Below are 15,460 nucleotides of genomic sequence, written 5' to 3'. Positions count from 1 at the left end.
CCAAACTCGGCCACACCACCCCGGTCCGCCGGACGTCGTGGGGTGGCGGGTCAGGGGTTTTGGGAGGCGCGCCAGGCTGCGGCGGCGGCCTTCTTGCGGCGGTCGCGGGCGAAGACGACCGCGAGGACGAGGCAGATGCCGATACCGAAGCCGAAACCGGCGAAGCGGGCCGTGAGGCCGCGGTCGAAGCCATGGGCGTACGGCCCGAACGGGCCGAAGCGGATGGGGACGTCGCGGCCGTAGTCGCTCTCGTCCACGTTGTAGATGTGGCCGGAGCCGGTGGTGAAGTCGGGCTTGATCCAGGTGCCGCGGCACTGGGTCGTCCGGACGCTGCCGGTGTGCGACCGCTGGCACACCAGGACGCGCGCGGTGGCCTTGTCGCCCGCGAGGACGGTGTAGCCGACGCCGGCGGGCCAGATCGCGATCAGCGCCGCGACCAGCAGCGGAAGCAGCACGGCGGGCGAGCGGAAGACGCGCATGGGTGATCTCCTCCGGGCCGTCAGCGTCCGGCGCGCCTGCGCTTGGCGCGCCGCTTGCGGCGGGCGCGGGTCCGGCTCCGGAGCCGGCTCCCGGTCGGGTCCTTGGGGCTTTCGGCCCTGAGCCTGCGGACGGCCCGCTCCGCGGCCGTCCGGCGCTTGATCTCCTCCTGCTGCCGCGCGAAGCGGATGACCGCCGCCACGACGCCGAAGCAGAGCGCGATGCCGGCGCCGAACAGGACGAGCTTGAGCCAGATCCAGCGGCCGAAGCCGTGGGCGTAGGGCCCGTACGGGCCGAGGCGGACGGCGACGTCGTGCCCGGCGTCGCGGGAGTCCAGGTTGTAGATCCTGCCCGAGCCGGTCGTCCCGTCCGGCTTGCGCCAGTCGCCCTCGCAGATCCTGGTGTGGGAGTGGCGGGTGGTCACCATGCGGCAGGACTGGACGGTGGCGGTGGCCTTGTCGCCTGCCACGAGCGTGTACCCGACGCCCGCGGGCCAGGCGGCGAGTGCGGCGGCGACGGCGTAGCAGAGCAGCGGGACGAACGAGAACAGCGCGCGCATCGGCTCTCCTCAGAACGCCCGGGCCTGGATGAGTGCGAAGGTTATCGCGGCATTTCGGAGACGCGCCTGGACGACGTCCGGGAAGCGGATGATCCACTCGTCGCCCTCCCGGTAGAGGGAGCCGATCTCCCGATCGGCCGCGTCGCGGACCGCGTACCCCGGTCGGCCGTCCAGGTGGTCCGGTGCGAACCTGGCGAGCGGCGTCCCGGACGGGTCGGTGAGCGCGTATCCGCTACCGTCGACGGCGCTCATGAGCAGCCCCGCTTCGTCCGGCGGGATCGGGGCGGCGGGCGAGCCCGGCTCGCCGGGCGGGGCTGGGGCGGCGGGCGAGTCCGGCTCGTCGGGCGGGTCTGGGGTGGACGAGGGCGTGGCCAGGTGGGTCAGGAAGGTGCCCAGTTCGGATTCGAGGCTGCCGAGCGGGCTTCCGTCCCGGTCGTAGAGGGTCCAGGGACCGTCGCCCTCGAACTGGACGAGCGTGGTGCCGTCCGGGCCGTCGAGGCAGAGGCGTCCGGCAGCGGAGCGGACGGCGGCGACCAGCGTCCGCCCCTCGGCCGTCCGGACCAGGTCGCGGGTGACGATGATCGCGCCCTCCCGCGCCAGGCCGGCGAGCCGGGTCCGCTCCTCCCGGCGCAGGGCGCGCACCCGCGCGAGCAGGCCGACGAAGCGGGCGCCGAAGAGGACGGGGCCGAAGAGCGAGAAGAGCAGGTGCGGCCAGGCGCGGCCGAAACCGTGGGCGTAGAGGCCGAACGGGCCGCTCCGGACGGCGACGTCGTGGCCGGCCTCGTCCCGGTCCAGGTTGTAGAGGTCGCCCGAGCCGCCGCGCCCGTCGGGCGTTCGCCAGGTTCCGGTGCAGGCCAGGCTCGTGCCCCTGCCCTTCGACACCGTGTGGCATTCGGCGACGTGGGCGGTGGCCCGCTCGCCCGCCAGCAGCGTGTACGCCACGCCGGTCGGCCAGCTGAGGAAGGCGAGGGTGAGGAGCCCGAACAGGACGGTCTGGACGACGGGGGGCTTCGGCATCGGGCCTCCGGATGATCACGTCGGTAGTGGGACGCGCGGGCGGCCGACCCGGTTTCGCCGTTTCGGCCCGGATGCGATGCGGACGTTCCGGACCGGCAGTGGCGTGCGGGGCACGGGTGGCGCTAGGTTCATCGGCCATCGGGACGACAAACCCCAGGCCGTCCCGGACGTCCCCCCACGACAGGCGTCCGGGCCCGGCGACCCCTCCTGTCACCGTCCCGGCCCCCAGAGGAGATCCTCGTGCGCCCTCACCCGAGACTCGTCGTGCCCCTGGCCGCCCTCGCGCTGCTCGCCGCCGCCTGCGGCTCCGGGGCGAAGGCCGCGCCTCCGTCCGGGAAAGCGAACCCGGCGGGCGACGCCGCCGCGCCGTCCGCCCCGGCCAAGCGGAAGATCACGATCGTCGTCGACCAGGCCCGGACCGAGGTCATGACGAGCGGGCAGACCGTCCAGCAGGTGCTGGACCAGGCCGGTATCACGCTCGGCCAGTTCGACCTGGTCAACCCGGCCAAGGACGCCGCGCCGACAGACCTGATCAAGGTGCTGCGGCTGCTGTCGAAACCGCAGACCAAGACCGTCACGACCGATCCGCCGACGGTGAAGAAGAAGATGTCGTCGCTGCCGCCGTTCAGCCAGAAGGAGCTGCGGAAGGGCAGGCCGGAGATCAAGATCGTCCAGGTCGCCTACGTGAAGCGGCACGGCAAGAAGGTCAAGGCCGTGATCTCGCAGCAGGTCAAGCAGAAGGCGGTCCCGCGGATCCTCGGCGTCGGGCCGGAGAGCGGGGTCGGCGGGGACGTCGCGAAGCTGAACTGGGCCGGGCTGGCGCAGTGCGAGTCCGGCGGCAACCCGCACTCGGTGAACCCGGCCGGGTACTACGGGCTCTACCAGTTCTCCCTGTCGTCGTGGGCGTCGGTGGGCGGCTCCGGGCGGCCGAGCGACGCCCCGGCCGCCGAGCAGACCTACCGGGCGCAGCTGCTCTACAAGCGGGTCGGCGGACGGTGGCAGGGCCAGTGGCCGAACTGCGGCCGCTACCTGTTCTCCTGAGCCCTGACCGGCCCGCGCCGGGACCGTTCCCGCCCGGGGCGGGTGCGGGGTGTCCCGGAGCATCGCCGAACACCTGGAACACTTGGGGACGTGGGGGAATCTCAGGGACTTCTGGGCCCGGCCGACATCCGCGAGCTGGCCGGGGCGCTCGGCATCCGGCCGACCAAGCAGCTCGGGCAGAACTTCGTCATCGACGCCAACACCGTCCGGCGGATCGTCCGGACGGCGGAGCTGGCGCCGGACGACGTGGTGGTAGAGGTCGGGCCGGGGCTGGGCTCGCTGACGCTGGCGCTGCTGCCCGAGGTGTCCCGGGTGGTGGCCGTGGAGATCGACGCGGCGCTCGCCCGGGCGCTGCCGGTCACCGTGGCCGCGCGCGAGCCGGAGCTGGCGGGCCGGCTGGAGGTCGTGCACGCGGACGCGTTGAAGATCACAGAGCTGCCCGGGCCGGAGCCGACCGCGCTGGTCGCGAACCTGCCCTACAACGTTGCCGTCCCGGTCGTCCTGCACCTGCTGGAGGCGCTGCCGTCGCTGCGGCGCGTGCTGGTCATGGTGCAGGCCGAGGTCGCCGACCGGATGACCGCCGCGCCCGGCGGGAAGATCTACGGCGTCCCGTCGGTGAAGCTGGCCTGGTACGGGGACGCGCGCCGGGCCGGGCCGGTCGGCCGCGCCGTGTTCTGGCCCGTCCCGAACGTGGACTCCGGCCTGGTCGCGTTCACCCGCACCGCCCCGCCGGAGACGACCGCCTCGCGCCGGGAGGTCTTCGCCGTGGTGGACGCGGCGTTCGCGCAGCGCCGCAAGACGCTGCGCGCCGCGCTGGCGGGCTGGGCGGGCTCGGCGGCGGCGGCCGAGGAGGCGCTGCGCGCCGCCGGAGTGGACCCGAAGATCAGGGGCGAGCAGCTCGACGTGACCGCGTTCGCCCGCATCGCCCAGTATCGTCCTGTGGGCGAGGTACCCGGCCAGGGGCGGTCGGCGGGACCGGAAGAGGCGGAGGATCATGCTGAGCGCGCGGGTGACGGGGGCCTTCCGGACGGTGCGGGCACGTGACCGCGTCCTGACGGGGACGGCGGTCGCGGCGGCGCTGGCGCTCGCCGCGTCGGGCTGCTCCGACGGCGCCCGCGCGACCCCGAGGATCACCACCACCGTCAAGCAGGGCGTGGCCCCGACCCCGCCGCAGCGCGGCGCGTACTTCGGCGCGTGGGTCTCGCCGGACGAGCGCACCGCGCTCCCGAGCGGCGCCCCGAGCCCGTCGAAGTCGCCGAGCCCGGACGAGTCGTCCTCGTCGTCGGCCTCGACCGCCGCGCTGGACGGCTTCGAGCAGCAGCTCGGCCGCAAGCTGGACTTCGCGTCCAGCTACCACGGCTGGAAGGCCCAGTTCCCGGACGAGGCGGACAAGGCGGTCCTCGCCAGCGACCGCTCCCTGCTGCTGTCCTGGTCGTCCGGCGACACCAAGCAGATCCTCGGCGGCAAGTTCGACGACATGATCCGGCAGCGCGCCCGGGCGCTGAAGGCGACCCGCAAGCCGGTGTTCCTGCGCTGGCAGCGCGACATGGACCGGCTCGGCCCGACCACCAAGATCCACGACCCGGTGGACTACATCGCGGCCTGGAAGCACCTGCGGCTGATCTTCACCGAGGAGAAGGTGGACAACGTCGCCTGGGTCTGGTGCCCGTCCGCGCGGGGCTTCCCCGACATCGCGCCGAGCTACTACCCCGGGGACGACGCGGTCGACTGGATCTGCGCCGACGTCTACCCGGGCGCGGACTACGACTACCGCGACCTGTCCGAGGCGTCCCGGAAGTTCCTGGAATGGGCGCACCACCACCCGCGCCCGGTGATGATCGGCGAGTTCGGCGTCCCGGCGTCCTACGGGTCCCGGCGGGCCGAGTGGCTGCGCAACGCCAGCCAATACCTCCAGGAGCACCCGCAGGTGAAGGCCGTGGCCTACTACGACTCCGACGAGGACGCCGACGAGCCGCGCGACCGCTCGCACATGTACTCGGTCGCGGGCGACAAGCGGGCGATCCTGGCGCTCCGCGAGCTGGCCACCGCCCCGTTCTTCAACCCCCGCAACCTCCCCGTCACCCCCGGCTCCTGACCCCCGTCCGTCGGCCGCCGGCGGAGTGAGCGCGGCCGTCCGGATCGCGGGGCTGGCGGCTCGGGGCGGGGCGGGGTTCCCGTACGCTCGGTAAGCGTGAATCCCGTGACGGTGCGCGTCCCCGCGAAGGTGAACCTCCAGCTCGGCGTCGGGCCCCTCCGCGACGACGGCTACCACGACCTGGTCAACGTGTTCCACGCCGTGTCGCTGTTCGACGAGGTCACCGCCGTCCCCGCGGACGCGCCGAAGGTGACCGCCGAGGCCGCCCCGGACGCGCGGATCGCCATGGAGAGCGTCCCGCTGGACGGCGACAACCTCGCGCTGCGGGCCGCGCGGCTGCTGGCGGCGAAGCTGGGCGTCGAGCCGAACGTGGAGCTGCGCATCCGCAAGGCGATCCCGGTCGCGGGCGGCATGGCGGGCGGCTCCGCGGACGCCGCGGGCGCCCTGCTGGCCTGCGCGAGGCTCTGGAAGGCCGACCTCGCCCTCCCGTCGCTGCCCGAGCTGGCCGCGAAGATCGGCAGCGACGTGCCGTTCGCGCTGCTCGGCGGGACCGCGGTCGGGCTCGGCCGCGGCGAGCGGCTCACACCGCTGGAGACGTCCGGGAGCTTCCACTGGGTGTTCGCGACGGCGGACGGCGGCCTGTCCACGCCCGCCGTGTACGCCGAGTGCGACCGGCTGCGGGAGGCGCAGGGCCAGCAGGTGTCTTGGCCCAGGGCGTCCGAGGAGCTGGTGAAGGCGCTGGCGTCCGGCGATGCCCGGGCCCTCGGCGCCGCGCTCAGTAACGATCTCCAACCCGCCGCGCTGATGCTGCGCCCGTCCCTGCGCCGCACACTGGACGCGGGCCGCGAGCTGGGCGCGCTCGGCTCCCTGGTGTCCGGGTCCGGGCCGACGACCGCGTTCCTGGCCGAGTCCGCCGACCACGCGGCCGACCTCGCCGCCGCGCTCGCGGGGACGGGTGTGGCGAAGCAGGTCGTCCGGGCGTCCGGTCCGGTGCCCGGCGCGACGGTAGTCTGAGTGTCGCCGTGAATCTGATCAATGTAGAGAACATCAGCAAGTCGTACGGACCGTCCCCGCTGCTGGACGGGGTGTCGCTGGGCCTGGACGAGGGCGACCGCATCGGCGTCGTCGGCCGCAACGGAGATGGCAAGTCCACCCTGGTCTCGATCCTCGCCCGCGAGCTGGAACCCGACGACGGCCGCGTCACGCACGCGCGCGGCCTGCGCATGGGCTACCTGACCCAGCGTGACGAGTTCCCGCCGGACGCGACCGTCCGCTCGATCGTGGTCGGCGACCGCGCCGAGCACGAGTGGGCGGGCGACACCCGCGTCCGCGACATCCTGTCCGGCCTGCTGTCGGACCTCACGCTCGACGCCCCGATCGCCGGGATGTCCGGCGGGGAGCGCCGCCGCGTCGCCCTGGCCCGGCTGCTGGTGCCCGAGTCCGACCTGCTCGTCCTGGACGAGCCGACCAACCACCTCGACATCGAGGCGATCGACTGGCTGGCCCGGCACCTGCGGTCCCGCCGCGTCGCGCTGCTCGTCGTCACGCACGACCGCTGGTTCCTGGACGAGGTCACCGACCGCACCTGGGAGGTCGTGGACGGCTCGGTCGAGCGCTACGAGGGCGGCTACTCCGCGTTCGTCCTGGCCAAGGCCGAGCGCTCCCGGATCGCCGCCGCGACCGAGGCCAAGCGGCAGAACCTGCTGCGCAAGGAGCTGGCCTGGCTGCGCCGCGGCCCGCAGGCCCGCACGTCCAAGCCCAAGTTCCGGGTGGACGCCGCGCAGGCCCTGATCGCCGACGAGCCCCCGCTCCGCGACACCGTCGAGCTGACCCGGTTCGCGACCGCCCGCCTCGGCAAGACCGTCTTCGACCTCGAAGACGTCACGGTCACGGTCGGCGGCAACGACATCTTCGAGCACCTGACCTGGCAGCTCGGCCCCGGCGACCGGCTCGGCCTGGTCGGCGTGAACGGCAGCGGCAAGTCCACCCTGCTCCGCCTGCTCGACGGCGCCGTCAAGCCCACCGCGGGCAGGCTCGTCCGGGGCAAGACCGTCCAGCTGGCCCACCTCTCCCAGAACCTGGACGAGCTGGACCCCGAGCGCCGCGTCCTCGAATCCGTCGAGGAGATCAAGCGCCGCATCACCGTCGGCAAGCGCGACTGGACGGCGTCCCAGCTCCTCGAACGCCTGGGCTTCAAGGGCGACCGCCAGTGGACCCCGGTCGGCGACCTGTCCGGCGGCGAGCGCCGCCGCCTCCAGGTCCTGCGCCTGCTCATGGCCGAGCCGAACGTCCTGCTGCTGGACGAGCCGACCAACGACCTCGACATCGAGACCCTCACCGAGCTGGAGGACATCCTCGACGGCTGGCCGGGCACCCTCGTCGTGGTCAGCCACGACCGCTACTTCCTGGAGCGCGTCACCGACCGCGTCGTGGCCCTGCTCGGCAACGGCAAGATCTCCTTCCTGCCCGGCGGCGTGGACGAGTACCTGTCCCGCCGCGCGTCCGGCGGCGCCACCACCAAGACCGCCCAGGCCGTCCGCGCCCAGGAGGCGGCCCCCGCCGCCAAGCCAAAGGGCAACGCCCAGGACTGGAAGGCCCGCAAGGAGCTGGACCGCCTGGAGCGCCGCCTCGACAAGCTCGCCAAGCAGCAGGCCGCCCTCCACGAGCAGCTCGCCGCCCACGCCACCGACTACGCCAAGCTCCAGGAACTCGACGCCGAGCTCAAGGCCCTCCAGACCGAGGCCGCCGAAGTCGAGGAAGAGTGGCTCATGCTCGCCGAAGACGTCGGATAACCGGACATCAAGGCATTCCCATGTCGCAACAGGGCCACCATCCCTACCCTGAGTCCCATGGCACCTACCATGGGACTCATGGCTGAGCGCATGCTTCCCGAGGGCGACGAGCACCAGGTGATCCACCTCGGCGGCGAGTCCGCAGTCATCGTCCCCCTCGACGAGTACAAGCACCTGCGCAAGCAGAAGGAATGGCGGGAGAGCGAAGGGCGCGTCCGGACCTCTCCGGAGGAGTTCCTGATGCTCTCCGGACTCTCCGAGGAAGACCGGCGGCAGCTGCGTGAGAAGTACGCCGACTGATGTCGTACCACGTCGAGTGGGAGCGGCTGGCACGACAGGCATACGACCAGATCCCCTCGGACGAGCGGCTGGCGGTCGCCGACGGGGTGATGGCGCTCATGCACGAGGGCATTCCCGACCGGGCCGAGCCCGGCGTTGATGACGGGGCCTGGATCGTCCCCGCAGGCAAGTACCTGCTCCACTTCACCGAGCACGAGTTCACGATCTATTTGACGCAGATCGAGCGCGCCTAGGGCTGACCCGTCTCATCCGTCGCCCCGCCTCCTCAAGGGAGGCGGGTCAGTCCTGGTTGGTGTCGAAGGGGACCAGGAGGGTTCTCAGGAGGGCGCCCAGGGTTTCGCGGTCGGTGGGGGTGAGGGCGTCGAGGATGGCGTGCTCGCGTTCCAGGAGGGCGGCGAAGGCGGCGTCGACGCGGGTGCGGCCGGCGTCGGTGAGGCGGACGAGGACGCCGCGCTTGTCGGCGGGGTCGGGGTGGCGCTCGACCAGGCCGGCGGCGGTGAGGCGGTCGATGCGGTTGGTCATCGTGCCGGAGGTGACCAGGGTGGCGCGGAGCAGGCGGCCGGGGGACAGCTCGTAGGGGGCACCCGCGCGGCGCAGCGCGGTGAGGACGTCGAACTCCCAGGACTCCAGGTCGTGGTCGTTGAACACGGCGCGGCGGGCCCGGTCCAGGTGGCGGGCGAGGCGGGAGACCCGGCTCAGCACCAGCAGGGGGGAGACGTCGAGGTCCGGGCGCTCGGCGCGCCACGCCTCGACGAGCCGATCGACCTCGTCGTGCATGGGGTCACCCTACCTGTCTTGATATCGAGATGACTTTCTTGACATCAAGATAGGCGCCGGGCATCATTTGTCTTGATGTCGAGAGAAGCGATGCACCGGCCGCCCGCGGCCGTCTGGGACCCCGCGCAGTACGGGGCCTTCGGCGGCGAGCGCGGCAGGCCGTTCTTCGAACTGGTCGCGCGCGCCGGGCTGGAGAGCCCGCGCTACGTGGTCGACCTCGGGTGCGGGTCGGGCGAGCTGACCGCGGCGCTGGCCGCGCGGTGGCCGGACGCCGTGCTCGACGGCTACGACAGCTCGCTGGAGATGGTCCAGGCCGCGCGGGCGCACGAGATCCCCGGACGGCTCTCCTTCGGCGTCTGGGACGTCGCGGAGTGGCGTCCGGAGCGTCCGGTCGACCTGATCGTGTCCAACGCGGTGCTGCACTGGGTGCCGGGCCACGTGGAGATGTTCCCGCGCTGGCTGGACGCGCTGGCGCCCGGCGGGCGGCTCGCCTTCCAGGTTCCGGGCAACTTCGGCGCGCCCAGCCACGTGATCCTGCGGGAGCTGTGCGAGTCGCCGCGCTGGCGGGACCGGCTCGGCGGCGTCGTCCGGCCCGACCCGGTGCTCGACCCCGCGGGGTACCTCGACGTCCTCACGCGCCTCGGCTGCTCCGTGGACGCCTGGGAGACCGCCTACGCCCAGGTGCTGCAGGGCGAGGACCCGGTGCTGGAGTGGGTCAAGGGGACGGCGCTGCGGCCCGTCCTCACCGCGCTCGGACCGTCCGACGCGGACGAGTTCATCGGCGAGTACCGGGAACGCCTGCGGCAGGCGTACCCGCGCACGTCCTACGGAACGGTGTTCCCCTTCCGGCGCATCTTCGTGGTCGCCGGGAAGCGCACCGGCCCCTAGAGCAGGATGCCGTCCGCCGTGCGGGGGAAACGATTCCGTTCCCCTGCGGTGCGTCACCCCGTGCGGCGGACGGCATCCCATCACCCTCCTAGGAGAACCCCATGGCCATCAAGGGCTACCACCATGTCCAGATCGCCGCTCCCGCCGGGAGCGAGGACGCGATGCGCGGCTTCTACGGCGGGGTCCTGGGCTTCACCGAGATCCCGAAGCCGGAGGAGCTGGCCAAGCGCGGCGGCGCCTGGTTCCGCGGTCCCGGTCTCGAACTGCACGTCGGCATCGACGCGGAGTTCCGCGCGCCGAAGAAGGCCCACCCCGCCTTCCTCGTGGACGACCTGGACGCCCTTGCCGAGCAGCTGCGCGCGGCCGGGCACGAGGTGACCCCGGACGGCCTGTTCCCCGGCTACCGGCGCTTCTACGCCACGGACCCGGCGGGCAACCGCCTGGAGTTCCTCCAGCCCGCCTGAACAGCAGCCCGCCTGTGCAGCAGCCCGCCTGAACAGCGGAAAGGGCGGCTCCCGCAGCACGCGGGAGCCGCCCTTCTCATACCGCTCAGTAGTTGACGCTCTCCGTGGCCCTGCGGAGGGTCGCGTCCGCCGGCATCTCGTCCTGCGGGAGGCCCTCGGTGAGGTCGTCGGCGGCGTCCCCGGCGAACTCACCGCCGGAGCCGGTGTCGGCGTCGGCCTCGGAGTCGTCGGCGCGCGGGTCGTCCTTGCGGGCCTTGCGCTCGGCCTTCGCCTCGGCCTTCTCGGCCTTGGCGGCCGCCTTCTCCTCGGCGCGCTCGGCCTTGGCCTCGGCCTTCTCCGCCTTCGCGGCGGCCTTCTCGCGCTGCTTCTCCATCCGCTCCAGCTCCTTGCGGCGCTGCTTGGGATCGAGGTACGGCCGGGGCTCCAGCCCGGACAGGCCGTTCCAGGCGAGGTTGACGATGTGCGCGGCGACCTCCTCGCGGCCGGGCTTGCGCACGTCCAGCCACCACTGGCCGGTCAGCGCGACCATGCCGACGAGCGACTGCGCGTACATCGGCGCGGCCTTGTCGTCGTAGCCGTGCCGCTTGAACTCCTGCGCGAGGATGTGCTCGACTTCACCGGCGATCTCGCTGAGCAGGCTCGCGTACGAGCCGGTGCCGGTGCCGCCGTGCGAGTCCCGCACCAGGATGCGGAAGCCGTCCGGGTTCTCCTCGATGTAGGCGAGCAGCGCCAGCGCGGCCTTCTCCAGCTTGGACCGGTAGTGGTGCGCCGAGTTCAGGGCCTCGGTGACCAGCGAGAGCAGCCGTTCGAACTCGCGGTCGACGACCACCGCGTACAGGCCCTCCTTGCCGCCGAAGTGCTCGTACACCACGGGCTTGGAGACCCCCGCCGCGGCGGCGATCTCCTCCACCGAGGTGCCGTCCAGGCCCCGCTCGGCGAACAGCGTCCGCCCGATGGTGAGGAGCTGCTCGCGTCGTTCCTTGCCGGTCATGCGCTTCCTGCGCGACCTGGGAGCGGGTTCAGTCACGTCGTCAATTGTGACGGTCACGCGGCCTTCTCGCCGCCGGTGGCGGGATCGGAGACCGTTTCGACGCCGTCCCGGCCGTCCAGCCGGCGCGCGGCGAGCCGCTCGGCGTTCGGCCAGCGGACCGCCGTGGCCCAGCCCAGCCTCTCGAACGCCCAGATGATCCGGGCGCTGATGTCGATCTGGCCCTTCAGCACGCCGTGCCGCGCGGACGTCGGGTCGGAGTGGTGCAGGTTGTGCCAGGACTCGCCGAGGGACGGGATGGCGAGCCACCACACGTTGCGGGACTTGTCGCGCGTCTCGAAGTGCTCCTGCCCGAAGGTGTGGCAGATCGAGTTGATCGACCAGGTGACGTGGTGCACCAGGGTCACGCGGACGACGCCGGCCCAGAAGAACGCGGTGACCGCGCCCATCCAGGACATGGTGATGAGGCCGCCGAGCACGCCCGGAAGGATCAGCGTGACCGCGACCATGCCCGGGAACCAGCGGTGGATCGCGGCGATGTCGCGGTCCTTCAGCAGGTCGGGGGCGTAGCGGTTCTTGTTGGTGCGGTTGCCGTCGAACAGCCAGCCGTAGTGCGCCCAGGCGAGGCCCTTGGTCAGGGCCTTCCAGTCCGAGCCGAACCGCCACGGCGAGTGCGGGTCGAGTTCCATGTCGGAGTGCTTGTGGTGCCGGCGGTGGTCGGCCACCCAGGTGATGACCGGACCCTCCACGGCGAGGCTGCCGCAGAGCGCCATGAAGATCTTCAGGCCGCGGGTGGCCTTGAACGAGCCGTGCGTGAAGTACCGGTGGTACCCGACGGTGATGCCGCCGGCCGAGAGCACGTAGAAGACCGCGGTCAGGATGACGTCCGTCCAGCTCAGGAACGAGCCCCACAGCATCGGGACGGCGGCGAAGAGCGCGAGGAACGGCAGCCCGGTGAAGACCCCTACGAGGATCTTCTCCATGGTGCCCTGGGGTTCTGCGGCGAACTCCGGCTGTGCCTTGCGTCGCTTCGTAGCGTCGACAACGGGGGCTGTAGTCATGCGTCACCACTTCTTCCTGCTCAGGGAGCCCTTACCTACGTCAACGTAACCTACGCTCCCGTAAGTAAACAGCGCCCGAAGGTAAAATCGCGCACAGCGCCCGAAACTCGCGTTACGGTCACCATGCGGTTACCCGCCCGCCCTGCCCGTCCCGGGCGGGGCCCCCGGCAGGACACTCGGCAGCCTCACGCTTGGACGGAGCCCGCATGGCCCCTCTCACCCGCGCCCTCGCGTCCCTGGACGGACTCTCGGTCGGCGACGCCTTCGGCGACCGCTTCTTCGAGCTCGACAACCGCGGCCTGTCACCCGACCGCGACCTGCCGCCCGCCCCGTGGGCCTGGTCGGACGACACGGAGATGGCCTGCACGGTCGTGGACGTGCTCGCCCGCTACGACCGGATCGAGCAGGACGACCTGGCCGCCCGCTTCGCCGAGCGGATGACCGTCGCCCGCGCCTACGGCGTCGGCGCGCTGGAACTGCTCACCCGCGTCCGGTCCGGCCACGACTGGCGTGTCGCGGCCTGCGACTCCTTCGACGGCAAGGGCTCCTACGGCAACGGCGCGGCGATGCGCGTCGCCCCGCTCGGAGCGTACTTCGCGGACGACCCTGATCGGGCCGCGCAGGAGGCCGAGCTGTCCGCCGAGGTGACGCACGTCCATCCCGAGGGTGTCGCGGGCGCGGTGGCCGTGGCGGTCGCGGCGGCCTACGTCGCCCGGACGGGCGACCCGTCCCCGCGCGATGTGATCGAAATCGCTCTCGACCACACCCCGGGGTCGGGCGAGTACGTGCGGCGAGGGCTGCGCCGCGCGCTGGCGCTGCTGCGGCACCCGGCCAAGGAGGCCGCGCACGAGCTCGGGAACGGCTCGCGGATCTCCGCGCAGGACACCGTCCCGTTCTGCCTGTGGGTCGTCGCCAACCACCTGGACGAGTACGAGCGGGCCGTCCGCACGTGCGCGGCGGCGGGCGGCGACATGGACACCACGGCCGCGATCGTCGGCGGGATCCTGGGCGTCCGGACCGCGCCGCCGCGGCAGTGGCTCGACGCCCGCGAGCCGCTGCCCGAATGGCTCGGCGCGTGAGCCCGGCCCGGGGAGAGGACGGCTGAGAAAAGGCGTACCGGAGACGGGGGCGCACTTCGGTATCCTTGGCGTGATCGGCGGGGCGCTCTGTCCCGCCGTGCGATCCGGCGTGGTGTAATCGGCAGCACAAGGGTTTTTGGTGCCCTTAGACAAGGTTCGAATCCTTGCGCCGGAGCCGAGCGGCCCAGCCGCGCGGCCGGCCGTCCGGGTCCGTCCCGGTCCGCCGGGCGGGCCCGCCGCGGGTCCGATGCGCCCGGGTGCTGGCTGACAGATCCGGTCCGGACGGTATCCTTCCGGTGTCGGGTGCGCTCTGACCTGCCGCGCCGTCCTCACACTCGGGTGGACGGGCGGTGAACCGCCGCAGGCGCCCGCATCCCGGCACCCACCCGTCCGCGATGCCGAGGAGCCTCCTAGTGAGTGCCAGCCGTCCACGGGAGTGGGCCAGCCCGGCCGCCGTCATCGTCCTCGCCGCAGGCGAGGGCTCCCGGATGAAGTCCCGAACCTCCAAGGTCCTGCACGAGCTGTGCGGGCGCTCCATGCTCGGCCACGTGCTGGCCGCCGCGGACGCCCTCGCCCCCGAGCGGACGCTGGTGGTCGTGGGCCACCGGCGCGAGCAGGTGGTGGAGCACCTGAAGCTGACCTCGCCGCATGCCGAGCCCGTCGTCCAGGAGCGCCAGGGCGGCACCGGGCACGCCGTCCGCACTGCTTTGGAGCAGGTCGGCGAGCTGCGCGGCACCGTGGTCGTCACCAACGGCGACCACCCGCTGCTGCGCGGCGAGACGCTCGCCGAGCTCGTGCGCACGCACGAGGACGACGGCAACGCGGTGACCGTGCTGACCACCGAGATGCCCGACGCCACCGGCTACGGCCGCATCCTGCGCGAGCCGGACGGCTCGGTCGCGGCGATCGTCGAGCACAAGGACGCCTCCGCCGAGCAGCGCGCCGTCCGCGAGATCAACGTCGGCATGTACGTGTTCGACGGCACGCTGCTCGCCGACGCGCTGAAGCGGGTGAGCACCGACAACGCCAGCGGCGAGGAGTACCTCACCGACGTCGTCGCGATCCTGCGCGGCGACGGCCACCGCGCCGGCGCCCACCTCGCCGCCGACTGGGTCGAGACCCAGGGCGTGAACGACCGGGTCCAGCTCGCGCAGGCCCGCCGCCAGCTCAACGACCGCCTCCTGGAGGCGCTCATGCGCGCCGGGGTGACCGTGGTCGACCCCGCGTCGGTGTGGGTCGACGTCCAGGTCACCGCCGAGCCGGACGCGGTCGTCCACCCGAACACCCAGCTGCGCGGCGCGACGAGCCTCGGCGCGGGCGCCGAGGTCGGCCCGGGCACCACGCTCACCGACACGGTGGTCGGCGAGGACGCCCGCGTGGTCAACGCGGTCTGCGTCGAGGCCGAGATCGGCCCGGAGGCCCAGGTCGGCCCGTACGCCTACCTGCGCCCCGGCACCCGGCTGGACCGCAAGGCCAAGGCGGGCACCTACGTAGAGGTGAAGAACTCGCACGTCGGCGAGGGCGCCAAGGTGCCGCACCTGACCTACGCCGGGGACGCCGAGATCGGCCCGGGCGCCAACATCGGCGCGGGCACGATCTTCGCCAACTACGACGGCGTGACCAAGGCCCGCACCAGCATCGGGACCCGCGCGTTCGTCGGCAGCAACACGGTGCTGATCGCACCGGTCGCGGTCGGCGACGGCGCCACCACCGCCGCCGGGTCGGCGATCACCGGAGACGTGCCGCACGGCGCCATCGCCGTCGCCCGCGGGCGGCAGCGCAACATCGAGGGGTGGGTCGAGCGCAGGCGCGCCGGCACCCCCTACGCCGAGGCGGCACGCCTGGCCCGGGAGCGCGAGGGCGCCGTGCCCGAGCAGCAGCCGGCCGGGCAGCGTGACGAGAACAAGGCCGGCGAGTGAGCG

The 15,460-nt window shown here is 72.7% G+C and carries 17 protein-coding genes and 1 tRNA gene; 12 read left to right on the top strand and 6 right to left on the bottom strand.

Features of this window, described 5'->3' with window-relative positions:
• Nucleotides 1-50: 50 nt before the first annotated feature.
• From FHU30_RS11045 to FHU30_RS11035, 3 genes are read right to left on the bottom strand one after another with little or no spacing between them, the layout of a single operon-like run.
• Nucleotides 51-479 carry a hypothetical protein gene (locus FHU30_RS11045; RefSeq protein WP_253874654.1) on the bottom strand — a complete coding sequence of 143 codons (429 nt, stop codon included), beginning with the start codon at nucleotides 477-479 and terminating at the stop codon, nucleotides 51-53.
• A 20-nt stretch (nucleotides 480-499) separates the two neighbouring features.
• The gene (locus FHU30_RS11040; protein ID WP_253874652.1) at nucleotides 500-1,036 is read right to left on the bottom strand and encodes a CopD family protein; all 537 of its coding nucleotides are present in this window, start codon (nucleotides 1,034-1,036) and stop codon (nucleotides 500-502) included.
• A 9-nt stretch (nucleotides 1,037-1,045) separates the two neighbouring features.
• Nucleotides 1,046-2,053, bottom strand: coding sequence for a hypothetical protein (locus tag FHU30_RS11035; RefSeq protein ID WP_253874650.1), 1,008 nt, complete (start codon nucleotides 2,051-2,053; stop codon nucleotides 1,046-1,048).
• 240 nt (nucleotides 2,054-2,293) lie between these two features.
• On the opposite strand from FHU30_RS11035, the gene FHU30_RS45965 reads away from it, so the two are divergent.
• From FHU30_RS45965 to FHU30_RS10995, 7 genes are all read left to right on the top strand, one after another.
• Nucleotides 2,294-3,094 (top strand): resuscitation-promoting factor, encoded by an 801-nt coding sequence (locus tag FHU30_RS45965; RefSeq protein ID WP_308211264.1) that lies wholly within the window; start codon nucleotides 2,294-2,296, stop codon nucleotides 3,092-3,094.
• Nucleotides 3,095-3,184: 90 nt separating this feature from the next.
• Entirely contained in the window at nucleotides 3,185-4,138 is a 954-nt protein-coding gene (gene rsmA, locus FHU30_RS11020) for a 16S rRNA (adenine(1518)-N(6)/adenine(1519)-N(6))-dimethyltransferase RsmA (protein ID WP_253874648.1), read from the top strand.
• A complete protein-coding gene (locus FHU30_RS11015) occupies nucleotides 4,089-5,189 on the top strand; it encodes a glycoside hydrolase family 26 protein (RefSeq protein ID WP_253874646.1) in 1,101 nt (366 codons plus the stop codon). Before rsmA ends, FHU30_RS11015 begins: the two co-directional genes overlap by 50 nt.
• 96 nt (nucleotides 5,190-5,285) lie before the next feature.
• Nucleotides 5,286-6,203 carry a 4-(cytidine 5'-diphospho)-2-C-methyl-D-erythritol kinase gene (locus FHU30_RS11010; protein WP_308211263.1) on the top strand — a complete coding sequence of 306 codons (918 nt, stop codon included), beginning with the start codon at nucleotides 5,286-5,288 and terminating at the stop codon, nucleotides 6,201-6,203.
• Between the two features lie 8 nt (nucleotides 6,204-6,211).
• Nucleotides 6,212-7,981, top strand: coding sequence for an ABC-F family ATP-binding cassette domain-containing protein (locus FHU30_RS11005; RefSeq protein ID WP_308211262.1), 1,770 nt, complete (start codon nucleotides 6,212-6,214; stop codon nucleotides 7,979-7,981).
• Nucleotides 7,982-8,059: 78 nt separating this feature from the next.
• The gene (locus FHU30_RS11000) at nucleotides 8,060-8,281 is read left to right on the top strand and encodes a hypothetical protein (protein ID WP_253874644.1); all 222 of its coding nucleotides are present in this window, start codon (nucleotides 8,060-8,062) and stop codon (nucleotides 8,279-8,281) included.
• On the top strand, nucleotides 8,281-8,514 hold the full coding sequence (locus tag FHU30_RS10995; RefSeq protein WP_253874642.1) for a hypothetical protein: 234 nt from the start codon (nucleotides 8,281-8,283) through the stop codon (nucleotides 8,512-8,514). The genes FHU30_RS11000 and FHU30_RS10995 overlap by 1 nt, the downstream gene beginning before the upstream one ends.
• A gap of 46 nt (nucleotides 8,515-8,560) precedes the next feature.
• On the opposite strand, the gene FHU30_RS10990 is transcribed toward FHU30_RS10995, so the two are convergent.
• A complete protein-coding gene (locus FHU30_RS10990) occupies nucleotides 8,561-9,058 on the bottom strand; it encodes a MarR family winged helix-turn-helix transcriptional regulator (RefSeq protein ID WP_253874640.1) in 498 nt (165 codons plus the stop codon).
• Nucleotides 9,059-9,133: 75 nt separating this feature from the next.
• Between FHU30_RS10990 and FHU30_RS10985 the strand changes: the two genes are divergently transcribed.
• Both FHU30_RS10985 and FHU30_RS10980 read left to right on the top strand, forming a co-directional pair.
• Nucleotides 9,134-9,946 carry a trans-aconitate 2-methyltransferase gene (locus FHU30_RS10985; RefSeq protein WP_253874638.1) on the top strand — a complete coding sequence of 271 codons (813 nt, stop codon included), beginning with the start codon at nucleotides 9,134-9,136 and terminating at the stop codon, nucleotides 9,944-9,946.
• Between the two features lie 101 nt (nucleotides 9,947-10,047).
• Entirely contained in the window at nucleotides 10,048-10,410 is a 363-nt protein-coding gene (locus tag FHU30_RS10980) for a VOC family protein (RefSeq protein ID WP_253874637.1), read from the top strand.
• Between the two features lie 85 nt (nucleotides 10,411-10,495).
• Here FHU30_RS10980 and FHU30_RS10975 read toward each other — a convergent pair whose 3' ends face one another.
• Nucleotides 10,496-11,437 (bottom strand): TetR/AcrR family transcriptional regulator, encoded by a 942-nt coding sequence (locus FHU30_RS10975; RefSeq protein WP_253874635.1) that lies wholly within the window; start codon nucleotides 11,435-11,437, stop codon nucleotides 10,496-10,498.
• 17 nt (nucleotides 11,438-11,454) lie between these two features.
• A complete protein-coding gene (locus FHU30_RS10970; protein WP_253874633.1) occupies nucleotides 11,455-12,459 on the bottom strand; it encodes an acyl-CoA desaturase in 1,005 nt (334 codons plus the stop codon).
• 206 nt (nucleotides 12,460-12,665) lie between these two features.
• Here FHU30_RS10970 and FHU30_RS10965 point away from each other — a divergent pair, with 206 nt between their 5' ends.
• From FHU30_RS10965 to glmU, 3 genes are all read left to right on the top strand, one after another.
• Complete coding sequence (locus FHU30_RS10965; protein WP_253874631.1) at nucleotides 12,666-13,538, top strand: ADP-ribosylglycohydrolase family protein; 873 nt, start codon at nucleotides 12,666-12,668, stop codon at nucleotides 13,536-13,538.
• 103 nt (nucleotides 13,539-13,641) lie between these two features.
• A tRNA-Gln gene (locus FHU30_RS10960) sits at nucleotides 13,642-13,713 on the top strand.
• 238 nt (nucleotides 13,714-13,951) lie between these two features.
• Nucleotides 13,952-15,457: a bifunctional UDP-N-acetylglucosamine diphosphorylase/glucosamine-1-phosphate N-acetyltransferase GlmU gene (gene glmU, locus FHU30_RS10955; protein WP_308211261.1), complete on the top strand. Its 1,506-nt coding sequence runs from the start codon at nucleotides 13,952-13,954 to the stop codon at nucleotides 15,455-15,457.
• The last annotated feature ends 3 nt before the right edge of the window (nucleotides 15,458-15,460 follow it).

Origin of the sequence: Actinomadura rupiterrae (assembly GCF_024172125.1) — a bacterium.
GTDB classification, from domain to species: Bacteria; Actinomycetota; Actinomycetes; order Streptosporangiales; family Streptosporangiaceae; genus Spirillospora; species Spirillospora rupiterrae.
The sequence above is the reverse complement of the archived record's forward strand: the minus strand, read 5'-3'. Positions and strand labels throughout refer to the sequence as shown.